Raw genomic sequence first — 20,481 nt, forward strand, 5'->3', positions numbered from 1 at the left:
CCCCATATGCGCCGCGGGAGTCGGGCGGACGGAGTTGTCGCCAACCCGGTCAGATCCGGAAGGAAGCAGCCGTAACGATTTCGCTCCGGGTCGTTCCGGCTCCCACCACTCCCATTTCGACTAAATTTACGTCAGCACGCTAGGGCTGCCCGATGACTCGGGGGCAGCGATGGGCGGCGCGCATGTGGTGGTTGATCACCATCCTCGCGCTCATCGCTATGGTGATTCCGGGCTTTTTGATCTTCCTCATGTTCGGAATCATCACGATTCCGCTGGCGATCCTGGGCTGGATGGCCCCGACGATATGGCTTTATTCGACGCCGGCCTTGGGCGCGTATGCGCTTTCCAGACGTCGCCTGCGCCGGCGCTTGTATGCGTTGTTGCTCGCACTCGGCACACTCATGATATCCTTAGGCGCCGGCTCTGCCGTTTCGGTCCTGGCCAACCGCGAGATCGCCAGACAGGTTTCGCAGCTGAGGGCGGATGACCTCGCTACGGTGCCGACAATCCGCCCGGTGAAAACGGCTGCGCTTCTGAGCCGAATGGATCGGCAGTCGGACCGGGATCGCAAGTGCGACCAGTTCTGCCAGCGTCTCTTGTTCACCGGTCTGGCGCAACAGGTAATCGTTGGCTCTGTGGGGTTCCGGCGTGGCGAGAGAAATCGCTCGCGCACCCTCCACGAAATCGTTCCGATTGCATCGGGCTGCGACAACAAGCTCCTGGCTGCGGTCAGGGCGGAGCGACGGGATGCGCCCGATCTCGATCCGCGCCAAGGGGTCTATCTATGGGCGAAACTGGACGACCTGTGGGAGAAGGGACGCTGTTTTCGATCGCGCCCCGTTCCGTCGGCCGATGCCGACATATGGTTCATTGAAACCTTCCCTCGCGTCAGCCCCACCAGACCAACTTACGACATGCGGCTCATTCCGGTTGATTTCGTCTGGCGGCGCGAGATTATCGTCCGGCGCGGCGAGGACCGTGTCCGCATCATGCGGGAAAGCCACGTCGCCTATCATCGTCTGGCGGTCCCGCTCCAAATCGCGAGCTGGACCGATTTCACGACGGGGCGGCCGGGACACTGGGGATACGCCGGCACTTCCTTTGACGTCTCTGCAGGCTATCGGCTTGATGAGTGGCTCGGGAACGACCTCGCCGTGAAGGGACTTGAACTCGAAACCATCACTGTGACAGCGGCCAGTACGCTACCACGCTAGCGCCCGTTCCTGTAACGCAACATCCGAGCGTTCAGCTTCGACAGGCCCAGCCCGAACGGCTAGAGTTTCTGCATGCCCTCCGATTCTCCCGACTCCTTCGGCCTCGGCCTCGACGAACCGCCGCAGCCGGCCAAGCCTGTCCTGAGCGCCGCAAGCGGCGCCGAAGGGGCCCAACCCTATCGGGTGCTCGCCCGCAAATATCGGCCGCAAAGCTTCGAGGAGCTGATCGGCCAGGACGCGATGGTGCGCACGCTCGGCAACGCCATCAAGCGCGACCGGCTCGCCCATGCCTTCATCCTCACCGGCGTCCGCGGCGTCGGCAAGACCTCGACCGCCCGCCTGGTCGCCAAGGCGCTCAACTGCATCGGCCCGGACGGGCAGGGGGGACCCACCATCTCGCCCTGCGGCGTCTGCGAGCCCTGCGTCGCGATCGCCGAGGGGCGGCATATCGACGTAGTCGAGATGGACGCCGCGTCCAATACCGGCGTCGACGACGTGCGCGAGATCATCGAGGCCGTCCGTTACGCAGCGGTCTCGGCGCGCTACAAGGTCTACATCATCGACGAAGTCCACATGCTGTCGAAGAACGCGTTCAACGCGCTTCTGAAGACGCTTGAGGAGCCGCCGGCCCACGTCAAATTCCTGTTCGCCACCACCGAGGTGAACAAGGTGCCGGTCACCGTCCTTTCGCGCTGCCAGCGCTTCGACCTGCGCCGCATCTCGGCCGAGCAGCTCGCCGCCCATTTCGCCGACGTCTCGGCGAGGGAGGGCGCAGAGGTCGAGCCCGAGGCGCTGGCGTTGATCGCCCGCGCCGCCGAGGGCTCGGCCCGCGACGGCCTCTCGATCCTCGACCAGGCGATCGCCCATGGCCATGGCGCGGTCACCGCCGACCAGGTCCGCGCCATGCTCGGCCTGTCGGACCGCGGCGCGATCCGCAAATTGCTCGGGCTGCTGCTCGCCGGCGACGCCCGCGCTGCGCTCGCGGCGATCAAGGACCAGCACGATCTCGGCGTCGACCCCGCCGCTCTGCTGCGCGGCCTGCTCGAGAGCGTTCACGGCATCACCCGCGCAAAGGTTGGCGGCGCCACCGATCCGGCGCAGAGCCACGAGGAGCGCGCCGCCTACGAGGAGTGGGCGGGCAAGCTGAGCTACGCCGCAGTCCACCGTCTTTGGCAATTGCTGCTGAAGGGGCTGGGCGAGGTCCAGACCGCGGCGATGCCGCTGGAAGCCGCCGAAATGGCGTTGCTCCGCGTCATCCATGCCAGCGAGATGCCCGATCCCGGCGCGCTGATGGAGCAGCTGGCCAGCGGCGGGGCGGTATCGGTGCCGCAACGCACGGCGCCGGCCGCATCGGCCGCGCAGGCGGAGATGGCTCACCAACCTGCCGTGCCCGAAGCGCCCGCGCCGGCCTTCCAGGCGCCGCCGACCTTCGCCGGGCTTGTCGACTACCTCGCCAATAACGGCAAGCCGCACCTCGCCCAGATGCTGCACGATTTCGTGGGGGTCGTCCGTTACGCGCCGCCTGAACTTGTGATCCGCCCGACCAAGCCGATGGCCGGCGATTTCATGCGCGATCTCGCGGCTTCGCTGAAGGTTCTGAGCGGAACGATCTGGACGGTCGAGGTTTCGGAGGAGGAGGCCGAGCCGAGCCTGCTCGAGCAGGAGAAGAAAGCGGCGGGTGAGGTGCGCCAGGCGGTGCTCGATTCACCGATGGTGAAAGCCGCGTTCGACGCCTTTCCCGACGCCGAGCTCACCCATTTCACGATCAACGAACAACGGAGTGCGTAATGCCCAACCTCGATGACATCATGAAGATGGCCCAGAATGCCCAGGCCGAGCTGCAGAAGGCGCAGGCCAATCTCGACACGATCGAGGTCGAGGGCGTCTCGGGCGGCGGCCTGGTCAAGGTTCGCGCCTCGGCCAAGGGCCGCATCATCGGCGTCGACCTCGACGAGAGCCTGCTCGCGCCCAGCGAGAAGCAGATGACCGAGGATCTGATCGTCGCCGCACTGAACGATGCGCGGAGCAAGGCAGACGTCGCGGCCAATGCCGAGATGCAGAAAATCACGGCCGGCCTGCCGTTGCCGCCGGGCATGAAGATGCCGTTCTAAGCCCTACATACCATTCAGGTCTTGAAGCGCCGTCGGTTCCGGATCCGGAGCCGGCGGCGCTGTCTTTTCGGCAGCCGGCTCGGTCACGACCGGCGCCACATCGGCCGGATCGATATAATCCTCGGCCTTCTCCGGCGCGGGCGCGGCCTTGGGTTCGGCCTTCTTCTTTTTGGCGGGCGCGGCGCGCTCTTCGGGCTCCGCCGCCGGCGTGGCATCCTCGCCCCTCAGGCAGGCGTCGAGGCCGTCGCGCTGGACCACCCGGATCCGCGACGCGATCGAATTGCCGTAGCGCCGCGTGAAGCCGCTCGGCGCGATCGCATCGCGCTCCTTGGGCAGCGGCAGCACGGCCGCGATCCGCGCCGCTTCCTGCCGCGTGAGGTTGGATGCATCCTTGCCGAAATAACGCTGCGCCCCCGCATTGACGCCGTAGGTGCCGATGCCGGTCTCGGCGATGTTGAGATAGACTTCCATGATCCGTTGCTTGGTCCACATCTGCTCGATCAGCAGGGTGAACCAGGCCTCAAGGCCTTTGCGGAAATAGCCGCCGCCCTGCCACAGGAAGGCGTTCTTGGCGGTCTGCTGGCTGATCGTCGATCCGCCGCGCATCCTCTTCTTGCCCTCGGCATTGCTGCGCATCGCGGCGGCGATGGCGTCGGTGTCGAAGCCATTATGGGCGCAGAACTTGCCGTCCTCGGCTGCGATCGCCGCGCGCTCCATGTCGTTGTCGATTTCCGACAGCGGCATCCAGCTCTTTTCGACGCCGCGCCCGCCGAGCAGGTCGCCCATCTGCGTGAAGGTGATCGGCGGCGGCACGAAGCGATAGAGCAGCACCCACAGGACGCTGAAGAGGATGAAGAGGAAAAAGGCGCGGATGATCCAGCCGATGATCCGGCCGCCCAATCCGCGCCTTTTGGTCTTACGCTTCGATACTGCTCGTGCCATGCGGCCCGTTAGCGCGCCGCTTGGCGCTTAGCCAGCGGGAAGCAATCGGCGTTCGCCCGCCAAGTTCATCAGCGCCTTCTGCAGCTTCTCGAACGCCCGCACCTCGATCTGGCGGATGCGCTCGCGGCTGACGTCATAGACCTGGCTCAGTTCCTCTAGCGTCTTCGGATCTTCCGACAGGCGACGCTCGGTGAGGATGTGCTTCTCGCGGTCGTTCAGCGCGTCCATCGCCTGGACGAGCAGATCGTGACGGACCTTGGTCTCCTCGGCCTCGGCGACGCGCTCGTCCTGCAGCGGGTCGGTGTCGACCAGCCAGTCCTGCCACTGGCCTTCGCCTTCCTCGCGCAGCGGCACGTTCAGAGACGTGTCGCCGCCCATCGCCATGCGACGGTTCATCGAGATCACGTCGTCCTCGGAGACGCCGAGATGGGTCGCGATCTTGGTCACGTCCTCAGGCTTCAGATCGCCGTCCTCGAACGCCTCGATCTGGTTCTTCATCCGGCGAAGGTTGAAGAACAGCTTCTTCTGCGCCGCGGTCGTGCCCATTTTCACGAGCGACCACGAGCGCAGGATGAATTCCTGGATCGACGCGCGGATCCACCACATGGCGTAGGTCGCCAGGCGGAAGCCCCTTTCGGGCTCGAACTTCTTCACGCCCTGCATGAGGCCGATATTGCCCTCGGAGATCAGCTCGGACACCGGCAGGCCGTAGCCGCGGTAGCCCATCGCGATCTTGGCGACGAGGCGCAGGTGCGAATTGACCAGCTTGGCCGCCGCATCGGTATCCTGATGCTCGGTCCAGCGCTTGGCCAGCATATATTCCTCCTCGGGGGCGAGGATGGGGAATTTCTTGATTTCGGTCAGATAGCGATTGAGACCCGCTTCGCCGCCGGTCGCGGGGATCGTCGCCAGGCCTTTGTTACCGCTTGCCATAATATAACTAAGCTCCCTTTGGGCGCTGCACGTTTATTCTCCGTGCCTGCACTTGATTGCTATACGGTGAGCGCCCTGAACAGTTCCTGCATATCGGACGGGACGGCGCTTTTGAAGGATAAGTTTTCCTTCGAGACGGGATGAACGAACCCGAGGACTGCAGCATGCAGAGCCTGACGTTTGAAGTCCAATTGATTGAGTACATCACGGTGAACGGTTCTGGTGCGCCCATAAACCGGGTCGCCGAGCAACGGATGCCCAATCGACGTCATGTGGACCCGCACCTGGTGCGTCCGCCCGGTCTCGAGGCGGCATTCGATCAGTGCGGCTTCGCGGAGCGGCGTCACCAGCCGGAAATGGGTCACCGCGCGCTTGCCGCGCCCCTCGGCCACGATTGCCATCTTCTGGCGATTGGCGGACGAGCGGGCGAGCGGGGCGTCGACCGTTCCGCTCGCCGGATTGGGCACGCCCGCGACGATCGCCTGGTAGCGGCGGTCGATGCTGTGCCTGGCGAACTGCGCGGAAAGGCCTTCGTGCGTCACGTCCGTCTTGGCCACGACGAGCAATCCCGACGTGTCCTTGTCGATGCGGTGCACGATGCCCGGCCGCGCCACCCCGCCGATGCTCGAAAGCCGTCCGGCGCAATGGTGGAGCAGGGCGTTGACCAACGTCCCGTCGAAGTTTCCGGCGGCGGGGTGGACCACCATTCCGGCAGGCTTGTCGACGATCACGAGGTGGTCGTCCTCAAACACGATCTCCAGCGCGATATCCTGCGGCTCGTTATGCGCCGGCGCGGGCTCGGGGATGCGGATCTCGTACGCCCCCGGCTTGGCCTTCGCCGCCGGATCCCGAACCTGAACGCCTTCCGGATTGCGGACTTCGCCGGCGCTGATCAGCGCCTTCAGCCGCTCGCGCGAGACGGTCGGCAGCGCCGCGGCGAGCGCGCGGTCAAGCCGCCAGCCCGCGGCATCGGCGGCGATCGTCGCCTGAATAACAGAAACCCCCCGGTTCATTGGACGATCCATGTGGGGTGGAATGCCCGAATTTCAAGGGCCGGAGGCATAACCACCGCCTTGCAACATGCGCCGCCACGCGCCAATAGGGGGCGGGCAGTCGCTTTGGATACGAACAGGGGCATTAAAGGCATGAAATCCTACGAATTTGCGAGCCTGCTCTGCTCGCGCCTCTGCCATGACCTGCTGAGCCCTGTCGGCGCGCTGAACAACGGTATTGAACTGCTGGCCGACGAGCACGACCCCGAAATGCGCGCCCGCTGCCTCGATCTTCTCGGCGAGAGCGCCCGCGCGTCCGCCAACAAGCTGAAATTCTTCCGCCTCGCCTTCGGCGCTGCCGGCGGTTTCGCCGACGAGGTCGATACGCGCGAGGCGCGCGTCGCGATCGAGGGCCTGTTCGGCGGCGACGGCCGTATCCAGCTGGGCTGGATGGTCGACGAGCCGACGATGAGCAAGTCGGCGCTCAAGGTGCTGCTCAATCTCGTCCTGATCGCCGGCGACGCTCTCGTCCGCGGCGGCCGCATGGATGTGGGCGCCGAACGCCACGACGGCGGCATCGACATCGTCATCCGCGCCGAGGGCAGCCGCATCGTCCTCGACCCGGAGCTGAAGAAGGCGCTGCTCGGCGAAAGCCCGGAGGAGCAGATCGCGCCCCGCGCCGCCGCCGCCTGGCTGGTCCACAGCCTCGTCACCGAGGGCCGGGGCGAAGTGCAGGTTATGGACGCCGACGAAGGTATGATCCTGTTCGGAGCCTCGCTTCCAGCCTGAAAGCGGTTTTCGGCGCCTCCGTTGGAAGCGCCCGCCCAGTAAACACCTCCTTTACCACCTCGTCTCCATAAGGCTGTCCGACACCGTTCCGGATGGGGCCTGATGGAAGACCTGATCAACGATTTTATCGCGGAAACCCGCGAGATGCTGGAAGCGCTCGGCGGCGAGATCGTCGCCTGGGAAAGCGCTCCGAACGATCGCGCCCGGCTCGACGAGATTTTCCGCTTCGTCCACACGGTGAAAGGCAATTGCGGCTTCTTCGATCTGCCGCGGCTCGAGGCGCTGAGCCACGCCGCCGAGGACGCCCTGGTCGAGGTTCGCTCGGGCAGGCGTTCGGCCGATCACGGCCTGGTCAGCGCGGTGCTGGCCATCATCGACCGGATCGGCGAATTGGTGCAGGCCCTCGAGACCGGCGAATCCATCGCAAGCGCGGATGACCGCCAGCTGATCGACGCGCTCAGCGACAAGCCGTCGCCCGTCGCCGAGGCAGCCGATGCCGTCGCCGGCCCGGCCGTCGAAGTGCGCAAGTCCTTCCGCAGCATCCGGCTCTCCGTCGACCTGCTCGATCGCATGATGAGCGGCGTCTCGGATATGGTGCTGGCCCGCAACGAACTGGCCCGCCGCCTGCGCGAGGCGCCGACCGATGTGGCGGTCGAGGCCGCGTTCGACCGCGTTTCGGCCTGCATCGCCGAAATGCGCGACGCCATCACCCGCACGCGCATGCAGCGGATCGACAATCTGTTCGTCACCCTGCCGCGCATGGTCCGCGACCTCTCCGCCGAGCTCGGCAAGCAGGTGACGCTGGAAGTCGACGGCGGCGATGTCGAGCTTGATCGCGAGATGATCGAGATGATCCGCGACCCTTTGAGCCACATCGTCCGCAACTCGGTCGACCATGGCATCGAGAGCGCCGAGGAGCGGACCAAGGCCGGCAAGGCCGCGACCGGGACGCTTCGCGTCGCCGCGCGCCAGGCCGGCAACCAGATATTGATCGAGATCGCCGACAATGGCCGCGGCATCGACAGCACCAAGCTGGTGCGCAAGGCCGTCGCCAACGGCGTCATCACGCCGGAACAGGGCGAGCGCCTTTCGCCGGCGCAGCGCAACAGCCTGATCTTCGAGGCCGGGCTCAGCACGGCCCAGCAGGTGACGTCGATCTCCGGCCGCGGCGTCGGCATGGACGTCGTGCGCGCCAATATTGAGCGGATCGGCGGCGTGGTCGATGTCGAGAGCAAGCTGGGGCAGGGCGTGCGCCTCACCCTGCGCGTGCCGCTCACCCTCACCATCATCCCGGCGCTGACGGTCAGCATCGGCGGCCAGAATTACGCCATCCCGCGCTCGGCGATCGAGGAGATCGTCCGCAGCAAGAACAGCAGCGTTCGCATCGAAACCGTGGGCGGGGCCCAGGTCGCGAGCATCCGCGACAAGCGCATTCCCCTGGTTTCGCTCGGCGCCGTGCTCGAGGTCGAGCAGCAGATCGAGGCGGCCGAGCAGACGATGATCGTACTGAAGCCGGCGGGCGGCGACGTCTATGCGCTCGCGGTCGATCATGTGCACGACCATGAAGAACTGGTGGTGAAGCCGGCCGCGCCGGTCGTGATGGCGACCGGCCTCTATGCCGGCACGACGCTCGCCGACGACGGCATTCCCATCCTCCTGCTCGATCCGTCGGGCATCGCCGCTGCGGCGGGGGTCGTCCTCGACCAGACCGAGATCGAGAAGCGCACCGCCGCGCCGGCACCCGAGGAAGAGCAGCGCGTGGAGACGCCGGCCTTGCTGTTCGTCACCTTGGGCGGCGCGCGCCGTGCGATCCACTTGCCGGTGGTTGAACGGATCGAGGACGCGAAGCCGGAGGCGGTCAGCTGCAGCGCGGGCCGCCTGCGGGTCGTGATCGGCGACCGCATCCTGCCGCTCGCCGGCATTTCCGAGGCTCCCGACCAACCATTTCGTATCCTGCGTCTCTCCGACGGCGTCAGCGAGCTGGCTTATGCTTTTGCCGAAGTGGTCGACATCGTCGGCCTCACCGACGCGATGCTGCCGGCCCCGGCCGCGGGCGAAGTCAGCGGTGTTACTTTGATCGACGGCGTCCAGGTAGAGATCGTCGACAGCTATTGGCTGTTCGGCGCGCACGGCCATGACGTCTCGGACGCGAAGGCGCGGCCCGTTTGCGCGCTGCCGACCGGCGATCCGTGGATGGAGAATATCCTCCGCCCGATCATCGAGGGCGCCGGCTACCGGGTCGTCGCAGCCGACGGTGCGGAAGCGCAGGAAGTGGACGTGCTTATTACATCCGCGGAGGCCGAGCCGGTTCCGCTCGTGGCCGGGCAGATCGTCAAGATCCGCGCCCATCCGGAGCCGAATGCGGACCATGACGACAGCATCTATCGCTACGATCGGGCCGGGTTGCTGAGTGCGCTCAGCCGCGTCGCTGGAAGGAAAGGCTGAGCATGCAGGAGCTCCTCCTCATCATCACTCTGGGCGGCCAGCGAATCGCGGTCCCGGCCGCGGACGTCGAATCGGTCGTCGAAATCGAAGGCTTAACGCCAGTGCCGCGTGCGGCGGCCCATGTCGCCGGCCTTTCGGCGCTGCGCAGCCGCGTTCTCACCGTGATCGACGGCCTCGCCTCGCTGGAACTGGGCGCCTCGAATGCCGACGGTCCCCGCGACGCGATCGTCGTCGAGACGGACGGTCATCCCTATGCCTTGCTCGTCGACAGCGTCGAGGACGTGCTGGAATTTTCGGGCGACGTTCGCCCGGTCCGCACGTCGCTCGACAGCGGCTGGCGGCGGGTCGCCAAGGGCATGGTCGAGGCCGGCGACGACCTGCTCCTGCTCGTCGACAGCCAGGCTTTGCTGGCCGGTCCGACGGCGCAGGCCGCGTAGCCGCCTTAAGACTGTCATTACCAATTGCGGCTAGGCTCCGAATGCCGCCAACGAAGCGAGAGTGGAATGAAGAGCTGTCTTGTCGTCGATGATTCCAAGGTGATCCGGAAAGTGGCGCGCCACATCCTGGAAACGCTGAACTTCTCCGTCGACGAGGCCGAGGACGGTCGCGAGGCGCTGTCGCGGATCGAGACCCAGATGCCGGACGTCGTCCTGCTCGACTGGAACATGCCCGTGATGAGCGGCATGGAGTTCCTGCGCACGCTGCGGCAGCTCAATTACGAGACCCAGCCCAAGGTCGTCTTCTGCACGACCGAGAACGACGTCGCCCATATCCGCGCCGCCATCGAGGCCGGCGCAGACGAATATGTGATGAAGCCGTTCGATCGCGAGACCCTGGAAAGCAAGCTGCAGATCGTCGGGGTCGCGTGACCCCCAACGCGTCTGCGCCTGACCGCCGCGGCGGCCCGGCGGGGGCGCGTCCGATCGCATTGATGATCGTCGATGATTCGCCGATCGCCCGCGCCGTGCTGTCGCGGATGCTGTCCGCCTACAAAGAATTCGAGGTCGTAGCGCTCGCCGGCAATGCCGAGGAGGCGCTGGAGACGCTGAAGGCCACACCGGTCGACATCGTTCTGCTCGACGTCGAGATGCCGGGCACCACCGGTCTCCAGGCGCTCCCCGAAATATTGAAGCACGGCAAGGGCGCGCGCGTCATCATCGTCTCTTCGCTCGCCGAGGACGGCGCCGCCTCGACGATCCAGGCGCTCGCGCTCGGCGCCGCCGACACGCTTCCCAAGCCCGGGACGGGGCATTTCGCAGGGCGCTTCGCCGAGGTTCTCGCCGAACGGCTGCGCCGCATCGGGCCGGCCGAGCGCGGCTTCGGGCTGGCCGCGGTCGGCACCGCTCCGGCGCTCGACATCGCGCTGCGCGCAGCTACCCATCACGGCCTCGGCTGCCTCGCGCTCGGCGCGTCGACCGGCGGCCTCCATGCGGTCGGCGAATTCCTGCGCGCTCTACCCAAGAAGATCGGCGCGCCAATCCTCATCACACAGCATCTCCCGCCCGTGTTCATGCCCTTCTTCGCCCGCCAGATCGAAGCCGCTTCGGGGCGCGAGGCGGTGGTCGCCGAAGACGGCATGCCCTTGCGCGCGGAGCGGATCCACATCGCGCCAGGCGACGCCCATCTCGGCCTCGCCCGCCTCGGCAGCGGCGTCGCCGTCAAGCTCAGCCGCACGCCGGCCAGCTCCGGCTGCATGCCCTCGGTCGATCCGATGTTCTGGTCGGTGAGCGAGACCTACGGAAAGACCGGCGTCGGCATCGTGCTGAGCGGCATGGGCCGCGACGGCCTGGTCGGCAGCGCCCGCGTCGTCGATCGCGGCGGCGCCGTCCTGGTCCAGGATCAGGCCACGTCCGCAGTCTGGGGGATGCCCCGCGCCGTCGCCGAGGCCGGTCTCGCCTCCGCCATTTTGTCCCCGGCCGAACTCGCCCAGCGTATCGCCGCCCGTGTCGCGGGGGCCCCGTGGAAGTAAGCGACTCCTCCGGGCGCATCCTCGCCGGCCTGCTCGAAATGCGCACCGGCCAGCAACTGGCGACGAGCCGGCGCTGGCGCCTCGAAACCTCCTTGAAGTCGCTGATGCGCGAGCGCGCCATCGACAGCATCGACCAGCTCATCGCCACGCTCGTCTCGGGCCGGGAGCCGAGCCTTGCCGACCAGGTGGTGGAAGCGCTCTTGAACAACGAGACCTTCTTCTTCCGCGACCGTGCCTCCTTCGACCTGCTGCTGAACGGCGGACTGCGCCGTCTCGAGCGCGCCCGCGCCCGCGAGAAGCGCCTGCGCATCTGGTGCGCCGGCTGCTCGACGGGCCAGGAAATCTATTCGCTCGCCATGCATTTCGCCGACGAGGCGGCGCGCTGGCGCGACTGGCGCATCGAGCTCGTTGGCACCGACATTTCGGGCTCTGCGCTCGATCAGGCGCGCGAGGGCGTCTATTCGCAGTTCGAGGTGCAGCGCGGGCTTCCCGTCCTGCAGATGATTCGCTGGTTCACCGAGCAGCCCGGCCAGCAATGGCGGATTGCGCCCCAGATCCGCGATTCGGTGCGGTTCCAGCAGCACAGCCTGCTCGAGCAGCCGCCCCGTCCAGGCGCGTTCGACATCATCCTCTGCCGCAACGTCCTGCTCTATTTCTCGGCGGAGAAAAGGCGCGAGGTGTTCGACAGGCTCGCTTTGGCGAGCGCGCCCGACGCCTGCCTGATGCTCGGCGCCGGCGAGACGATCATCGGCCAGACCGAGGATTTCATCTCCGATCCGGAACATCGCGGCCTCTATCTGCGCCGCCCGGCCGCGCAGGCCGCCGAGCCGCAGCGCCTGTCCGGCCTCCGCTGATTTCCACACGCTTGACGCGCCGCCCATTTTAGAGCGCAAGTGGCGCCATGATCGACGTCATCGACAGCCCTTCGCCCAATTTCGACGATCGTGAGCTGCCGATCACGATGCTCGTCCTTCATTATACCGGGATGGAGGATGCGGCCTCGGCCATCGCCCGGCTGCGCGATCCGGAGGCCAAGGTCTCCTGCCATTATCTCGTCTCCGAGGACGGTCAGATCCTGCGCATGGTCGATGAGGGCAAGCGCGCCTGGCATGCCGGCCGGTCCTACTGGCGGACGATCACCGACGTGAACTCGGCCAGCGTCGGCATCGAGATCGTCAATCCCGGCCACGAGTTCGGCTATCGCCCTTTTTCCGAGGAGCAGATGGACGCGCTCGTCCCGCTCGTCGCCGACATCGTCAAGCGCCACAATATCCCCCGCGCCAACGTAGTCGGCCATTCCGACATCGCGCCGGCGCGCAAGCAGGATCCGGGCGAATTGTTCGACTGGGCCCGTTTGGCCAAATGCGGACTGGCGCTGCCGCGGCCGACCACCGGCCTCATGGACCCGCACTGGACCGACGGCGGCTTCCTGCTGGCCCTCGAGCGGTTCGGCTATGACGTGCACGACGCCAAAGCGGCGATCACGGCATTCCAGCGCCGTTTCCGCCCCGACAATCTGGACGGGATCATCGATGGCGAGACCCGCGCCATTCTTCTCAGCCTGCTCTTGGATCGCGAGCGCGGGCACGCTAGATAGGCCCCGCCAGAGGGTTGGGCGACCGCGGCTCGCATCATGCGGGGCGAGGAAAGTCCGGGCTCCACGAAACGACGGTGCCGGTTAATTGCCGGCGGGGGTGACCCCAGGGAAAGTGCCACAGAAAGCATACCGCCGGTCTTCGGGCCGGTAAGGTCGAAAGGGTGCGGCAAGAGCGCACCGCGGGCCCGGCAACGGGAACGGCATGGCAAACCCCACCGGGAGCAAGACCGAATAGGGGCGGCACATGGGCCTGTTTCGGCTCGTCGCCCGGGTTGGTTGCTGGAGGGACGGAGCAATCCGTCTCCTAGAGGAATGGTCGCACAGGCGGATTTATCCGCCGGACAAAACCCGGCTTATAGACCCTCTGGCTTATTTTCCCCCGGGGCGGGTGGCGCCGGGGCAGGGGCGACGCTATCTGGGCTCCATGGCCAGGCCGACACGTTCAAACGATTGGGGATTTCCGCGCTGGCGCAGCTATGGCAGCGAGCGCGCCGCGCAACAGGTGCGCCTGTGCGACCGGCACGGCTGCACCGAGCCCGGCGACCGTCCCGCGCCCAAGGCGCCGAACAAGCCCGACCGCTGGTATTTCTGCGAGCGCCACGCCGCCGAATACAACAAGAACTGGAATTATTTCGAAGGCCTGACCGCCGAAGAAGCCGCTGAGCGCGAAGCTGCCGAGCGGCGCGATTCGAAGGGCTTCCAGGAGGCCAAGCATTATGGCTGGGGCGGGCCGGGGGACGGCAGCCGCAGTCGCGACGAGATGCGCGCGATGGAAGTGCTCGAGCTCGAAGGCGACCCCGATTTCGAGGCGATCAAGGCCGCCTATCGCCGGCTCGCCAAGGCCAACCATCCCGATCTCGCCAAGGGCGAGGAAGCCGCGGTCCGCTTCCAGGCCGTGCAGGCCGCCTACGAGGTCCTGCGCCAGGCCGAGGAACGGCGCTCCGCTTTGTCCGACTGACCGCCACAGCAGACGCGGTGGTCAGCCCGGTTTGCTCGTGAACATGAAGGTCGCGGCGACGTGCGCGACGGGATCGGCGGGGTCGCCGTCATGGGCGAGGCCGCGGGTGAAGCCGACCGAGCGCCGCACCGCATAGCATTCGCCGCGGCCGATGATCCTCTTGCCCGGCGTCGCCGGCCGCAGATAGTCGATGCGCAGGTCGAGCGTCGCCTGGTGCTTGAAGCGGTCGAGCTTGACCCAGATCGCCATGCTCGTCGCCATGTCCATCAGGCTGATGATCGGGCCTGAGGCGATGATACCGCTGGCGGGCACCCCGATCAGTTTCTCGTCATAATCGAGCGCGAGCTCGACCCAGTCCGGCCCGTGGTCGTGATAGGCGATGCCGAGCGCGCCGCCATGGCCGACCTGGCTCACATAGGACATGAACAGACGGGGATCGAACCCCTTGTCGGAGAGGCTCATCCGGCGAGGCGATCGGCGGTCTGGCGAATGAGGGCGATCATGTTCGGTATGCCCTGGGTGCGGTTCGAGCTGAGCTGGTTCTTGAGGTCGAACGGCGCCAGTTCGGTCTCGATGTCGGTCCCCAGTATCTCCTGCGGCGTGCGGTCCTGCACCGCCATCAGCACGAGGGCGATGATCCCCTTGGTGATCGCCGCGTTACTGTCGGCAAGGAAATGAAGCCGCCCGTCGTCGCGCGGCATCGGATAGACCCACACCGCCGCGGAGCAGCCGCGCACCAGGGTGGCGTCGGTCTTGAGAGCGTCGGGCATCGGCTCCAGCGCGCGGCCGAGGTCGATCAGCAGGCGGTAGCGGTCATCCGCCTCAAGCAGCTCATAGTCGCCGTAAATGTCGTCGAGATTCTGGTGCGTCATGCCGTTGCAATTAGTCCTGCGGGGGCGGTTCGTCACCCCCGTCGGGACTAGGGATCGATGCCGTTGGCAATGCGCTCCAGCTTGCGCACCCGCTCCCGTAAATCTGCCAGCTCGATCCGTGCTGCCGGGGAGGGGTGGGAGGAGTGTCCTCCCGATCCGGCCTCGATCTCCATGCGCCTCACGTCCAGCCAGCCATGCCAGCCCCTGAGCGCTGCGCCGGCGAAGATGCAGAGGCCGAACAGGGCGGCGGAGGCGAGGGTGGCGAAGAGCGCAAGGTCATTCATCGCCGGCACCCTCAGCTGTCCCGAAGCCGTTCGATCTCGCGTTCGAGCGAATTCTCCTTCTCGATCGTGATCCGCTCGAGCACGGCGAGCCGCTCCTTGAGCTGCCTCACCTCGTCGCGCAGCCGCTGGTTCTCGACCGTGTCGGTCGCGGAGCCAGCCTCGATACCGCCGTGGCGATGCCGGCGCTGGTGCCCGTATTTCGCCTTGATGATGCTGGCGATCATTACCATCGCCACGATCAGCACCACCATCATCTGGCCGCCGCTCATCGTCTCTTCTCCTTTTAAGTCGTTCGTTTCGTAGCGCCGGGCGGCGTTAGTTCAGCGGCTGCTCGCGCAGCGCGTCGATCTCGTCGGCAACGACGATCCCCTTGTCGGTGACGATCCGTTCGAGCACCCGCACCCTTTGCTCCAGCCTCTCATTATGGGCGGCATATTGCGCCGCGCGCTCGGCCGTCTGGCCGGCCTGCAACTCGAGCTGACGTTCCTTGAAACGCATCCAGGTGCGGAAATAGAATCCGCCGAAGATCGTGATGAGCGGCAGTCCGATGACGATGAAGGCGACTGCAATCTTGGCGAAATCACTTTCCATGATCCGTTCCTCAGTTGCGCGGGATGCGCAGCGCGTCGATTTCCTGGGTCAGCCGGTGGCTGTCGTCAGTGACGATCCGCTCGACCGTGGCGAGGCGGTCCTTGATTGAGCCGAGCTCGGCGCGGAGCTGGGCATTCTCGCCGCTCAGCAGCTTGATCCGCTCCATCGCCTCGTCGCTGGTCTTGGGATAGACCGACTGGCCCCAGGCGCCGTCGAGCGGATAGCCGTGGCGGATGCGCAACCAGGTGGTGATCACCCAGCCGCCGATGCCGAGCGAGGCCATGACCGCGATGAACGGGAACAGGTCCCTGATGAATTGTGCCTTTTCCGGATCCACTGATATTCTCCCCTGGTCCTGATGCTACCGCAGATCCTCGATCTCGGCGGCGAGGTGGTTTCCCTTGTCGGTGGCGAGGCGCTCCAGCACCCGCATCCTTTGTTCGAGCCGTTCGATATGGGCGGCCTGCGTGGCGGCCTTGTCCGCCGCCAGCACCGCAGCATGCTCGAGCTGCTTCTCCTTGAGCTTCGTCCAGCGCTTGAACATGTCGCTGGCAATTCCGAGCACCGTCGGAATGCCCACGACGATGATGAAAAACAGTATCCAGTCGGACATCCGGCCCCCCGAATTCAGCGCAGCTTCTCGATTTCCTGCGACAGGCTGTGGTTGGAGCTGGTGACGTAGATCTCCACGTCGGCCAAGCGACGATCGATGTCGCGAAAGCGGGAGCGGACATCGCGGGTGGTGCGCGCCGGGTTGGAGCGCACGCCCTGCCAGAATTTCGCCTGCTCGGGGCTCTGGTTGCTGAACTCGCGGGGCTTGTCGGAGGCGATCCAGCCGGTGGCGAGATAGACCAGGATCAGCGCGCCCGAGCCGAGCACGATGCCCAGGACCATCCCGATCCGGATCAGCGTGACGTCGATCCCGGTATAATCGGCGATCCCCGCGCACACGCCCATGAACTTGCCGTTGCGCTTGTCGAGATAGAATTTGGTTTGGCGCGGTTCGGTCATTGTCCGATCCTCCGGACGGTGTTGCGGTCCTCGATGCCGGTGGCGGCCGGATCGGCGGCAATGCTGCGCCAGCCCGGATTTTCGGCGGTCATGATGCGTTCGATCGTCTGCAGGCGATCGTCGAGGCGGCGCGCCATTTCGTGCATCTCGTCGAGCAGCTTCTCGTCCTCGCCGGTCAGCGTCGCGGCGCTCTTCCACTTGGTCACATAGTGGAAGATCAGCCACGGCAGCCCGAGGAACAGGATCGAGATGGCAAAAAAGGGTACGAGGACTTCTTCCATGGCTTAGCCTTCCTGGCTCTTGTTGCCGCTGCGCGCGGCCTTCATGGCGGCGAGCTCGGCGTCGATCTTTTCCGAGCTGCGCAGTTCGGCAATTTCTTCCTCGAGCGTCTTGGCCGGTGCGCCGAGGCTGAGCGCGTCGGCATGGCCTTCGACCATGTCCACGCGGCGCTCGAGCACGTCGAAGCGCGAGAAGGCTTCGTCGACCTTGGCGCCGGCATACATTTCGCGCATGCGGGCGCGGTTGTGGGCGCTCTCGAGGCGGTTGGTGATTGCGTTCTGCCGGGTGCGGGCCTCGCGCAGCTTGTTCTGCAGCTTGAGGATGTCCTCTTCCGAGGCGCGCAGCGCGTCGTCCAGGACCTGGATCTCGGTGCGGAGCTGGTCGGCCATGTCGCCGGCCTTCTGCTTCTCGACCAGGGCGGCTTTGGCGAGATCCTCGCGGTCCTTGCTCAGCGCCAGTTCGGCTTTCTCGGTCCAGCTCTCCTGGAGCTTGTCGAGCTTGGTGATCTGGCGGCGCATTTCCTTCTGGTCCGCGATCGTCCGCGCTGCCGACGCGCGCACTTCGACGAGCGTCTCCTCCATCTCCATGATGATCATGCGGATCATCTTGGCGGGGTCTTCGGCCTTGTCGAGCAGGTCGGCAAAGTTGGCGGCGACGATATCGCGGGTCCGCGAAAAGATACCCATTTTATGAAAGCTCCTGGTTGTTCCGAGCGGTTTCGCCGATCCCTTTTAGCACCGGATCAGGCGTTCGCCCCACCGATATTCTGCTGGGCGACGACCGGGGTGGCGGCGGCCTGGGCCGGGCCGACGGCGGCGCCGACGCAGACGGTGGTGAGGACGAGCGCGCCGACTGCGGCAGTGGCGATGCGCTGGAATTTGTCGATGTTGAACATGGTGTGGCTCCCTGATCCTTGGCCTGGTCCTGATCCGCCTTTGCGGCGGTATGCCCATTCTTCTTCAAGAGCCGTGCCAACTCGCAAAAGCGGCTGATTTCCGCGGGAAATGACGATTTGCGAGGGAAGGGCGGTCATTCTGTTCTTGCCAAGGGGTGGGAAATAGTCCCAAAACTTGGGAATGGAACGCACGACCCAGATGGTAGGCCAGTCCTCCTCCTTCCTCGACGCGGTCGAGCGCGCGAGCCGCGCGGCGCCGCTCGATCGGCCGGTGCTCGTGATCGGCGAGCGCGGCACTGGCAAGGAGCTGGTCGCCGAGCGCCTTCACCACTTGTCCTCGCGCTGGGACGGCCCGTTGGTGGTCATGAACTGCGCGGCTCTGCCCGAGACCCTGATCGAGGCCGAATTGTTCGGCCACGAGGCCGGCTCCTTCACCGGCGCCAACAAGACCCGCATGGGCCGGTTCGAGGAGGCCGACGGCGGCACCCTGTTCCTCGACGAGCTCGCCACCCTGTCGAGCCCGGCGCAGGACCGGCTGCTGCGCGCGGTGGAATATGGCGAGGTGACCCGCATCGGCGCGTCGAAGCCGATCCGGGTCGACGTGCGCATCGTCGCCGCCACCAACGAGCATCTTCCCAAACTGGTCGACGAGGGCCGTTTCCGCGCCGATTTGCTCGACCGGCTGAGCTTCGAGGTCGTCACGCTGCCGCCTTTGCGCCACCGCGTCAGCGACATTCCCGTGCTCGCCGACCATTTCGCGCGGCGCATGGCGATGGAGCTGGAATGGGAGCGCTGGCCGGGCTTCAGCAACGCCGCGACCAACCGGCTGCTGACCTATGACTGGCCGGGCAATGTCCGCGAGCTGCGCAACGTGGTCGAGCGCGCCGTCTATCGCTGGGAGGATCCGGCCAATCCGGTCGACGTCGTGCAATTCGACCCGTTCGAGTCGCCGTGGCGACCGCTGCCGACGTCCCCCAGGATGGAGGTGCTTCCACCGCTCCCCGACGCCGGCCCCGAAACGATGCCGAGCGTTGCCCACCTCTCGGCATTCGATCCCGGCAATTGCGCGGATTTCCGCCTCGCCATCGCCGAATATGAGAAGGCCATCCTCTCGGCCGCGCTCGAAAAATGCCGCTGGAACCAGCGCGCCGCCGCGTCCGCGCTTCAGCTGAGCTACGACCAGCTCCGCCACGCGCTGAAACGCCACCAGCTGATGGCCTGAATCGCCGAAATATGCTATGGGTTCTCGAGAGGAGGACTCGGCTATGTTCGGCAAATTCCTCATTCCGGCGATTGCGGTTCTGGCCGCCGCGCCGTCCGTCGCAGCGGTCACGGTGCTCGGCGCGAGCTCGGCGCGTCTCTGCTTCGAAGCCGCGGAGTCCGCGGCCCTGCCGTCGAACGACAGTCTCGATCGTTGCGACGCCGCGCTCCGCGAGGAAGCGATCAGCGGCCACGACACCGTCGCGACCTACGTGAATCGCGGCATATTGAAGTTGCGACGGGGCGACGTGGCGGCGGCGGTCGCCGATTTCGACGAGGCGATCGCACGTGATCCCAAGGAGCCCGAAGCCTATCTCAACAAGGGCTCGGCGCTGATGCGCAATCCAGCCACGGTGCGCGCCGCTCTGCCTTTGTTCACGACGGCCCTGGAATATCGCACCAGCCGACCGGCCATCGCTTATTACGGACGCGCCTTGGCGCACGAGGAGCTCGGCAACATCCGCGCCGCTTATTTCGATTTCCAGCGCGCCGCGGCCGCCGACCCGAAATGGCGCGAGCCTAAGGCCGAACTGGCGCGTTTCACGGTGCGGAAGAACTGAACGGGGTGCGCGGCACCTCGCTTTGAGCGCGGCACCCCGCTTTTTCCGCTCCGCTCGGCCTGAAGCGGTTCCTTGTACGCGCCCGCTGCGTTATCGGATCGGCGCACCCGGCCGTTCGGCCGACGACCAAGCCCCTAGCAGGAGGATATCCATGGCTTTCACGCTCCCGCAGCTCCCGTACGCCTATGACGCGCTCGAACCGACGATCGACGCCCAGACGATGCAGCTCCACCACAGCAAGCATCACCAGGCCTATGTCGACAAATTGAACGAAGGCGTCTCCGAGGATTCGAGCCTGGAAGGCAAGTCGCTGGAGGAGATCCTCGCCGTCATCTCGACCCAGCCCAAGAAGGTCCGCAACAATGGCGGCGGCCACTGGAACCACAGCTTCTTCTGGGAAACGATGGTCGGCGGCGGCAGCCAGCCGAGCGGCCGTCTCGCCGAGGCGATCGACGCCAAGTTCGGTTCGCTCGACGCGCTCAAGACCAAGTTCAACGAGGCCGGCGTCGGCCAGTTCGGTTCGGGCTGGGCCTGGCTGATCGTCGGCGAGGACGGCGAGCTCGCCAACGTCTCCACGCCGAACCAGGACAATCCGCTGATGGACGACGCGCCGGTGAAGGGCACGCCGATCCTCGGCAACGACGTCTGGGAACATGCTTATTATCTGAAGTACCAGAACCGCCGCCCGGAATATCTCGCGGCGTGGTGGAACGTCGTGAACTGGGAGAAGGTCGCCGAGCGCTTCGAAGCCGCGACCCGCTGACCCGAGGCCTGCCGGC

27 protein-coding genes, 2 other RNA genes and 1 pseudogene are annotated in these 20,481 nt (G+C 66.0%); 16 read left to right on the top strand and 14 right to left on the bottom strand.

What is annotated here, in order from left to right:
- Nucleotides 1–12: 12 nt before the first annotated feature.
- From ffs to SH591_RS00840, 4 genes are all read left to right on the top strand, one after another.
- Nucleotides 13–110: signal recognition particle sRNA small type (gene ffs / locus SH591_RS00825), an RNA gene on the top strand.
- 72 nt (nucleotides 111–182) lie between these two features.
- Nucleotides 183–1,214, top strand: coding sequence for a hypothetical protein (locus tag SH591_RS00830; RefSeq protein WP_324750117.1), 1,032 nt, complete (start codon nucleotides 183–185; stop codon nucleotides 1,212–1,214).
- Between the two features lie 72 nt (nucleotides 1,215–1,286).
- Nucleotides 1,287–3,002: a DNA polymerase III subunit gamma/tau gene (locus SH591_RS00835; RefSeq protein ID WP_324750118.1), complete on the top strand. Its 1,716-nt coding sequence runs from the start codon at nucleotides 1,287–1,289 to the stop codon at nucleotides 3,000–3,002.
- Nucleotides 3,002–3,325 carry a YbaB/EbfC family nucleoid-associated protein gene (locus SH591_RS00840; RefSeq protein ID WP_324750119.1) on the top strand — a complete coding sequence of 108 codons (324 nt, stop codon included), beginning with the start codon at nucleotides 3,002–3,004 and terminating at the stop codon, nucleotides 3,323–3,325. The genes SH591_RS00835 and SH591_RS00840 overlap by 1 nt, the downstream gene beginning before the upstream one ends.
- A gap of 222 nt (nucleotides 3,326–3,547) precedes the next feature.
- On the opposite strand, the pseudogene mtgA reads toward SH591_RS00840, so the two are convergent.
- The 3 genes and pseudogenes from mtgA to SH591_RS00855 all read right to left on the bottom strand — a co-directional run.
- Nucleotides 3,548–4,267: pseudogene (gene mtgA / locus SH591_RS00845) on the bottom strand (monofunctional biosynthetic peptidoglycan transglycosylase); the annotation flags it as partial.
- Nucleotides 4,268–4,294: 27 nt separating this feature from the next.
- Complete coding sequence (rpoH, locus tag SH591_RS00850; protein WP_322830355.1) at nucleotides 4,295–5,200, bottom strand: RNA polymerase sigma factor RpoH; 906 nt, start codon at nucleotides 5,198–5,200, stop codon at nucleotides 4,295–4,297.
- Between the two features lie 59 nt (nucleotides 5,201–5,259).
- Nucleotides 5,260–6,213, bottom strand: coding sequence for an RluA family pseudouridine synthase (locus SH591_RS00855; protein WP_322830356.1), 954 nt, complete (start codon nucleotides 6,211–6,213; stop codon nucleotides 5,260–5,262).
- 132 nt (nucleotides 6,214–6,345) lie between these two features.
- On the opposite strand from SH591_RS00855, the gene SH591_RS00860 reads away from it, so the two are divergent.
- The 9 genes from SH591_RS00860 (at nucleotide 6,346) to SH591_RS00900 (ending at nucleotide 13,950) form a co-directional block, all read left to right on the top strand.
- Nucleotides 6,346–6,981, top strand: a complete 636-nt coding sequence (locus tag SH591_RS00860; protein ID WP_324750120.1) for a histidine phosphotransferase family protein — start codon at nucleotides 6,346–6,348, stop codon at nucleotides 6,979–6,981.
- A gap of 102 nt (nucleotides 6,982–7,083) precedes the next feature.
- Nucleotides 7,084–9,426, top strand: coding sequence for a chemotaxis protein CheA (locus SH591_RS00865; RefSeq protein ID WP_324750121.1), 2,343 nt, complete (start codon nucleotides 7,084–7,086; stop codon nucleotides 9,424–9,426).
- Nucleotides 9,427–9,428: 2 nt separating this feature from the next.
- On the top strand, nucleotides 9,429–9,863 hold the full coding sequence (locus SH591_RS00870; RefSeq protein ID WP_324750122.1) for a chemotaxis protein CheW: 435 nt from the start codon (nucleotides 9,429–9,431) through the stop codon (nucleotides 9,861–9,863).
- Between the two features lie 66 nt (nucleotides 9,864–9,929).
- Nucleotides 9,930–10,295, top strand: coding sequence for a response regulator (locus SH591_RS00875; protein WP_322830360.1), 366 nt, complete (start codon nucleotides 9,930–9,932; stop codon nucleotides 10,293–10,295).
- Complete coding sequence (cheB, locus tag SH591_RS00880; protein WP_324750123.1) at nucleotides 10,292–11,395, top strand: chemotaxis-specific protein-glutamate methyltransferase CheB; 1,104 nt, start codon at nucleotides 10,292–10,294, stop codon at nucleotides 11,393–11,395. The genes SH591_RS00875 and cheB overlap by 4 nt, the downstream gene beginning before the upstream one ends.
- Nucleotides 11,386–12,249, top strand: coding sequence for a CheR family methyltransferase (locus SH591_RS00885; RefSeq protein WP_324750124.1), 864 nt, complete (start codon nucleotides 11,386–11,388; stop codon nucleotides 12,247–12,249). Before cheB ends, SH591_RS00885 begins: the two co-directional genes overlap by 10 nt.
- A gap of 47 nt (nucleotides 12,250–12,296) precedes the next feature.
- Nucleotides 12,297–12,992, top strand: coding sequence for an N-acetylmuramoyl-L-alanine amidase (locus tag SH591_RS00890; protein ID WP_324750125.1), 696 nt, complete (start codon nucleotides 12,297–12,299; stop codon nucleotides 12,990–12,992).
- Between the two features lie 6 nt (nucleotides 12,993–12,998).
- Nucleotides 12,999–13,364, top strand: an RNA gene (gene rnpB / locus SH591_RS00895) — RNase P RNA component class A.
- A 52-nt stretch (nucleotides 13,365–13,416) separates the two neighbouring features.
- Entirely contained in the window at nucleotides 13,417–13,950 is a 534-nt protein-coding gene (locus SH591_RS00900; RefSeq protein ID WP_322830364.1) for a J domain-containing protein, read from the top strand.
- Nucleotides 13,951–13,971: 21 nt separating this feature from the next.
- Here SH591_RS00900 and SH591_RS00905 read toward each other — a convergent pair whose 3' ends face one another.
- The 11 genes from SH591_RS00905 to SH591_RS00955 form a co-directional block, all read right to left on the bottom strand.
- The gene (locus SH591_RS00905; protein ID WP_322830365.1) at nucleotides 13,972–14,412 is read right to left on the bottom strand and encodes a PaaI family thioesterase; all 441 of its coding nucleotides are present in this window, start codon (nucleotides 14,410–14,412) and stop codon (nucleotides 13,972–13,974) included.
- Nucleotides 14,409–14,822 (bottom strand): SufE family protein, encoded by a 414-nt coding sequence (locus SH591_RS00910; protein WP_324750126.1) that lies wholly within the window; start codon nucleotides 14,820–14,822, stop codon nucleotides 14,409–14,411. The genes SH591_RS00905 and SH591_RS00910 overlap by 4 nt, the downstream gene beginning before the upstream one ends.
- A gap of 47 nt (nucleotides 14,823–14,869) precedes the next feature.
- Nucleotides 14,870–15,106 (bottom strand): hypothetical protein, encoded by a 237-nt coding sequence (locus SH591_RS00915; RefSeq protein WP_324750127.1) that lies wholly within the window; start codon nucleotides 15,104–15,106, stop codon nucleotides 14,870–14,872.
- 11 nt (nucleotides 15,107–15,117) lie between these two features.
- On the bottom strand, nucleotides 15,118–15,375 hold the full coding sequence (locus SH591_RS00920) for a hypothetical protein (protein WP_324750128.1): 258 nt from the start codon (nucleotides 15,373–15,375) through the stop codon (nucleotides 15,118–15,120).
- A 46-nt stretch (nucleotides 15,376–15,421) separates the two neighbouring features.
- Nucleotides 15,422–15,697 (bottom strand): hypothetical protein, encoded by a 276-nt coding sequence (locus tag SH591_RS00925; RefSeq protein ID WP_324750129.1) that lies wholly within the window; start codon nucleotides 15,695–15,697, stop codon nucleotides 15,422–15,424.
- A gap of 10 nt (nucleotides 15,698–15,707) precedes the next feature.
- Entirely contained in the window at nucleotides 15,708–15,980 is a 273-nt protein-coding gene (locus SH591_RS00930) for a hypothetical protein (protein WP_322830880.1), read from the bottom strand.
- 78 nt (nucleotides 15,981–16,058) lie between these two features.
- Nucleotides 16,059–16,310 carry a hypothetical protein gene (locus SH591_RS00935; protein ID WP_324750130.1) on the bottom strand — a complete coding sequence of 84 codons (252 nt, stop codon included), beginning with the start codon at nucleotides 16,308–16,310 and terminating at the stop codon, nucleotides 16,059–16,061.
- Nucleotides 16,311–16,324: 14 nt separating this feature from the next.
- Complete coding sequence (gene pspC, locus SH591_RS00940; protein WP_324750131.1) at nucleotides 16,325–16,708, bottom strand: envelope stress response membrane protein PspC; 384 nt, start codon at nucleotides 16,706–16,708, stop codon at nucleotides 16,325–16,327.
- Complete coding sequence (gene pspB / locus SH591_RS00945; protein WP_324750132.1) at nucleotides 16,705–16,989, bottom strand: envelope stress response membrane protein PspB; 285 nt, start codon at nucleotides 16,987–16,989, stop codon at nucleotides 16,705–16,707. The genes pspC and pspB overlap by 4 nt, the downstream gene beginning before the upstream one ends.
- A gap of 3 nt (nucleotides 16,990–16,992) precedes the next feature.
- On the bottom strand, nucleotides 16,993–17,673 hold the full coding sequence (gene pspA, locus SH591_RS00950) for a phage shock protein PspA (protein WP_324750133.1): 681 nt from the start codon (nucleotides 17,671–17,673) through the stop codon (nucleotides 16,993–16,995).
- 56 nt (nucleotides 17,674–17,729) lie between these two features.
- Nucleotides 17,730–17,882 (bottom strand): hypothetical protein, encoded by a 153-nt coding sequence (locus SH591_RS00955; RefSeq protein ID WP_324750134.1) that lies wholly within the window; start codon nucleotides 17,880–17,882, stop codon nucleotides 17,730–17,732.
- Between the two features lie 181 nt (nucleotides 17,883–18,063).
- Here SH591_RS00955 and pspF point away from each other — a divergent pair, with 181 nt between their 5' ends.
- From pspF to SH591_RS00970, 3 genes are all read left to right on the top strand, one after another.
- The gene (gene pspF, locus SH591_RS00960; RefSeq protein WP_324750135.1) at nucleotides 18,064–19,104 is read left to right on the top strand and encodes a phage shock protein operon transcriptional activator; all 1,041 of its coding nucleotides are present in this window, start codon (nucleotides 18,064–18,066) and stop codon (nucleotides 19,102–19,104) included.
- Between the two features lie 43 nt (nucleotides 19,105–19,147).
- A complete protein-coding gene (locus tag SH591_RS00965; RefSeq protein ID WP_324750136.1) occupies nucleotides 19,148–19,702 on the top strand; it encodes a tetratricopeptide repeat protein in 555 nt (184 codons plus the stop codon).
- Nucleotides 19,703–19,853: 151 nt separating this feature from the next.
- The gene (locus tag SH591_RS00970; RefSeq protein ID WP_324750137.1) at nucleotides 19,854–20,465 is read left to right on the top strand and encodes a superoxide dismutase; all 612 of its coding nucleotides are present in this window, start codon (nucleotides 19,854–19,856) and stop codon (nucleotides 20,463–20,465) included.
- Nucleotides 20,466–20,481: the final 16 nt, after the last annotated feature.

The sequence above is a fragment of the Sphingomonas sp. LY54 genome, from assembly GCF_035594035.1.
Classification (GTDB): Bacteria; Pseudomonadota; Alphaproteobacteria; order Sphingomonadales; family Sphingomonadaceae; genus Allosphingosinicella.

Excerpts from the sequence above, each read along its gene's own strand:
- SH591_RS00830 (WP_324750117.1), top strand. The coding sequence starts at position 183 with ATGTGGTGGTTGATCACCATCCTCGCGCTCATCGCTATGGTGATTCCG.
- SH591_RS00835 (WP_324750118.1), top strand. The coding sequence starts at position 1,287 with ATGCCCTCCGATTCTCCCGACTCCTTCGGCCTCGGCCTCGACGAACCG.
- SH591_RS00840 (WP_324750119.1), top strand. The coding sequence starts at position 3,002 with ATGCCCAACCTCGATGACATCATGAAGATGGCCCAGAATGCCCAGGCC.
- rpoH (WP_322830355.1), bottom strand. The coding sequence starts at position 5,200 with ATGGCAAGCGGTAACAAAGGCCTGGCGACGATCCCCGCGACCGGCGGC.
- SH591_RS00855 (WP_322830356.1), bottom strand. The coding sequence starts at position 6,213 with ATGAACCGGGGGGTTTCTGTTATTCAGGCGACGATCGCCGCCGATGCC.
- SH591_RS00860 (WP_324750120.1), top strand. The coding sequence starts at position 6,346 with ATGAAATCCTACGAATTTGCGAGCCTGCTCTGCTCGCGCCTCTGCCAT.
- SH591_RS00865 (WP_324750121.1), top strand. The coding sequence starts at position 7,084 with ATGGAAGACCTGATCAACGATTTTATCGCGGAAACCCGCGAGATGCTG.
- SH591_RS00870 (WP_324750122.1), top strand. The coding sequence starts at position 9,429 with ATGCAGGAGCTCCTCCTCATCATCACTCTGGGCGGCCAGCGAATCGCG.
- SH591_RS00875 (WP_322830360.1), top strand. The coding sequence starts at position 9,930 with ATGAAGAGCTGTCTTGTCGTCGATGATTCCAAGGTGATCCGGAAAGTG.
- SH591_RS00890 (WP_324750125.1), top strand. The coding sequence starts at position 12,297 with ATGATCGACGTCATCGACAGCCCTTCGCCCAATTTCGACGATCGTGAG.
- SH591_RS00900 (WP_322830364.1), top strand. The coding sequence starts at position 13,417 with ATGGCCAGGCCGACACGTTCAAACGATTGGGGATTTCCGCGCTGGCGC.
- SH591_RS00905 (WP_322830365.1), bottom strand. The coding sequence starts at position 14,412 with ATGAGCCTCTCCGACAAGGGGTTCGATCCCCGTCTGTTCATGTCCTAT.
- SH591_RS00910 (WP_324750126.1), bottom strand. The coding sequence starts at position 14,822 with ATGACGCACCAGAATCTCGACGACATTTACGGCGACTATGAGCTGCTT.
- SH591_RS00915 (WP_324750127.1), bottom strand. The coding sequence starts at position 15,106 with ATGAATGACCTTGCGCTCTTCGCCACCCTCGCCTCCGCCGCCCTGTTC.
- SH591_RS00920 (WP_324750128.1), bottom strand. The coding sequence starts at position 15,375 with ATGAGCGGCGGCCAGATGATGGTGGTGCTGATCGTGGCGATGGTAATG.
- SH591_RS00925 (WP_324750129.1), bottom strand. The coding sequence starts at position 15,697 with ATGGAAAGTGATTTCGCCAAGATTGCAGTCGCCTTCATCGTCATCGGA.
- SH591_RS00930 (WP_322830880.1), bottom strand. The coding sequence starts at position 15,980 with ATGGCCTCGCTCGGCATCGGCGGCTGGGTGATCACCACCTGGTTGCGC.
- SH591_RS00935 (WP_324750130.1), bottom strand. The coding sequence starts at position 16,310 with ATGTCCGACTGGATACTGTTTTTCATCATCGTCGTGGGCATTCCGACG.
- pspC (WP_324750131.1), bottom strand. The coding sequence starts at position 16,708 with ATGACCGAACCGCGCCAAACCAAATTCTATCTCGACAAGCGCAACGGC.
- pspB (WP_324750132.1), bottom strand. The coding sequence starts at position 16,989 with ATGGAAGAAGTCCTCGTACCCTTTTTTGCCATCTCGATCCTGTTCCTC.
- pspA (WP_324750133.1), bottom strand. The coding sequence starts at position 17,673 with ATGGGTATCTTTTCGCGGACCCGCGATATCGTCGCCGCCAACTTTGCC.
- SH591_RS00955 (WP_324750134.1), bottom strand. The coding sequence starts at position 17,882 with ATGTTCAACATCGACAAATTCCAGCGCATCGCCACTGCCGCAGTCGGC.
- pspF (WP_324750135.1), top strand. The coding sequence starts at position 18,064 with ATGGAACGCACGACCCAGATGGTAGGCCAGTCCTCCTCCTTCCTCGAC.
- SH591_RS00965 (WP_324750136.1), top strand. The coding sequence starts at position 19,148 with ATGTTCGGCAAATTCCTCATTCCGGCGATTGCGGTTCTGGCCGCCGCG.
- SH591_RS00970 (WP_324750137.1), top strand. The coding sequence starts at position 19,854 with ATGGCTTTCACGCTCCCGCAGCTCCCGTACGCCTATGACGCGCTCGAA.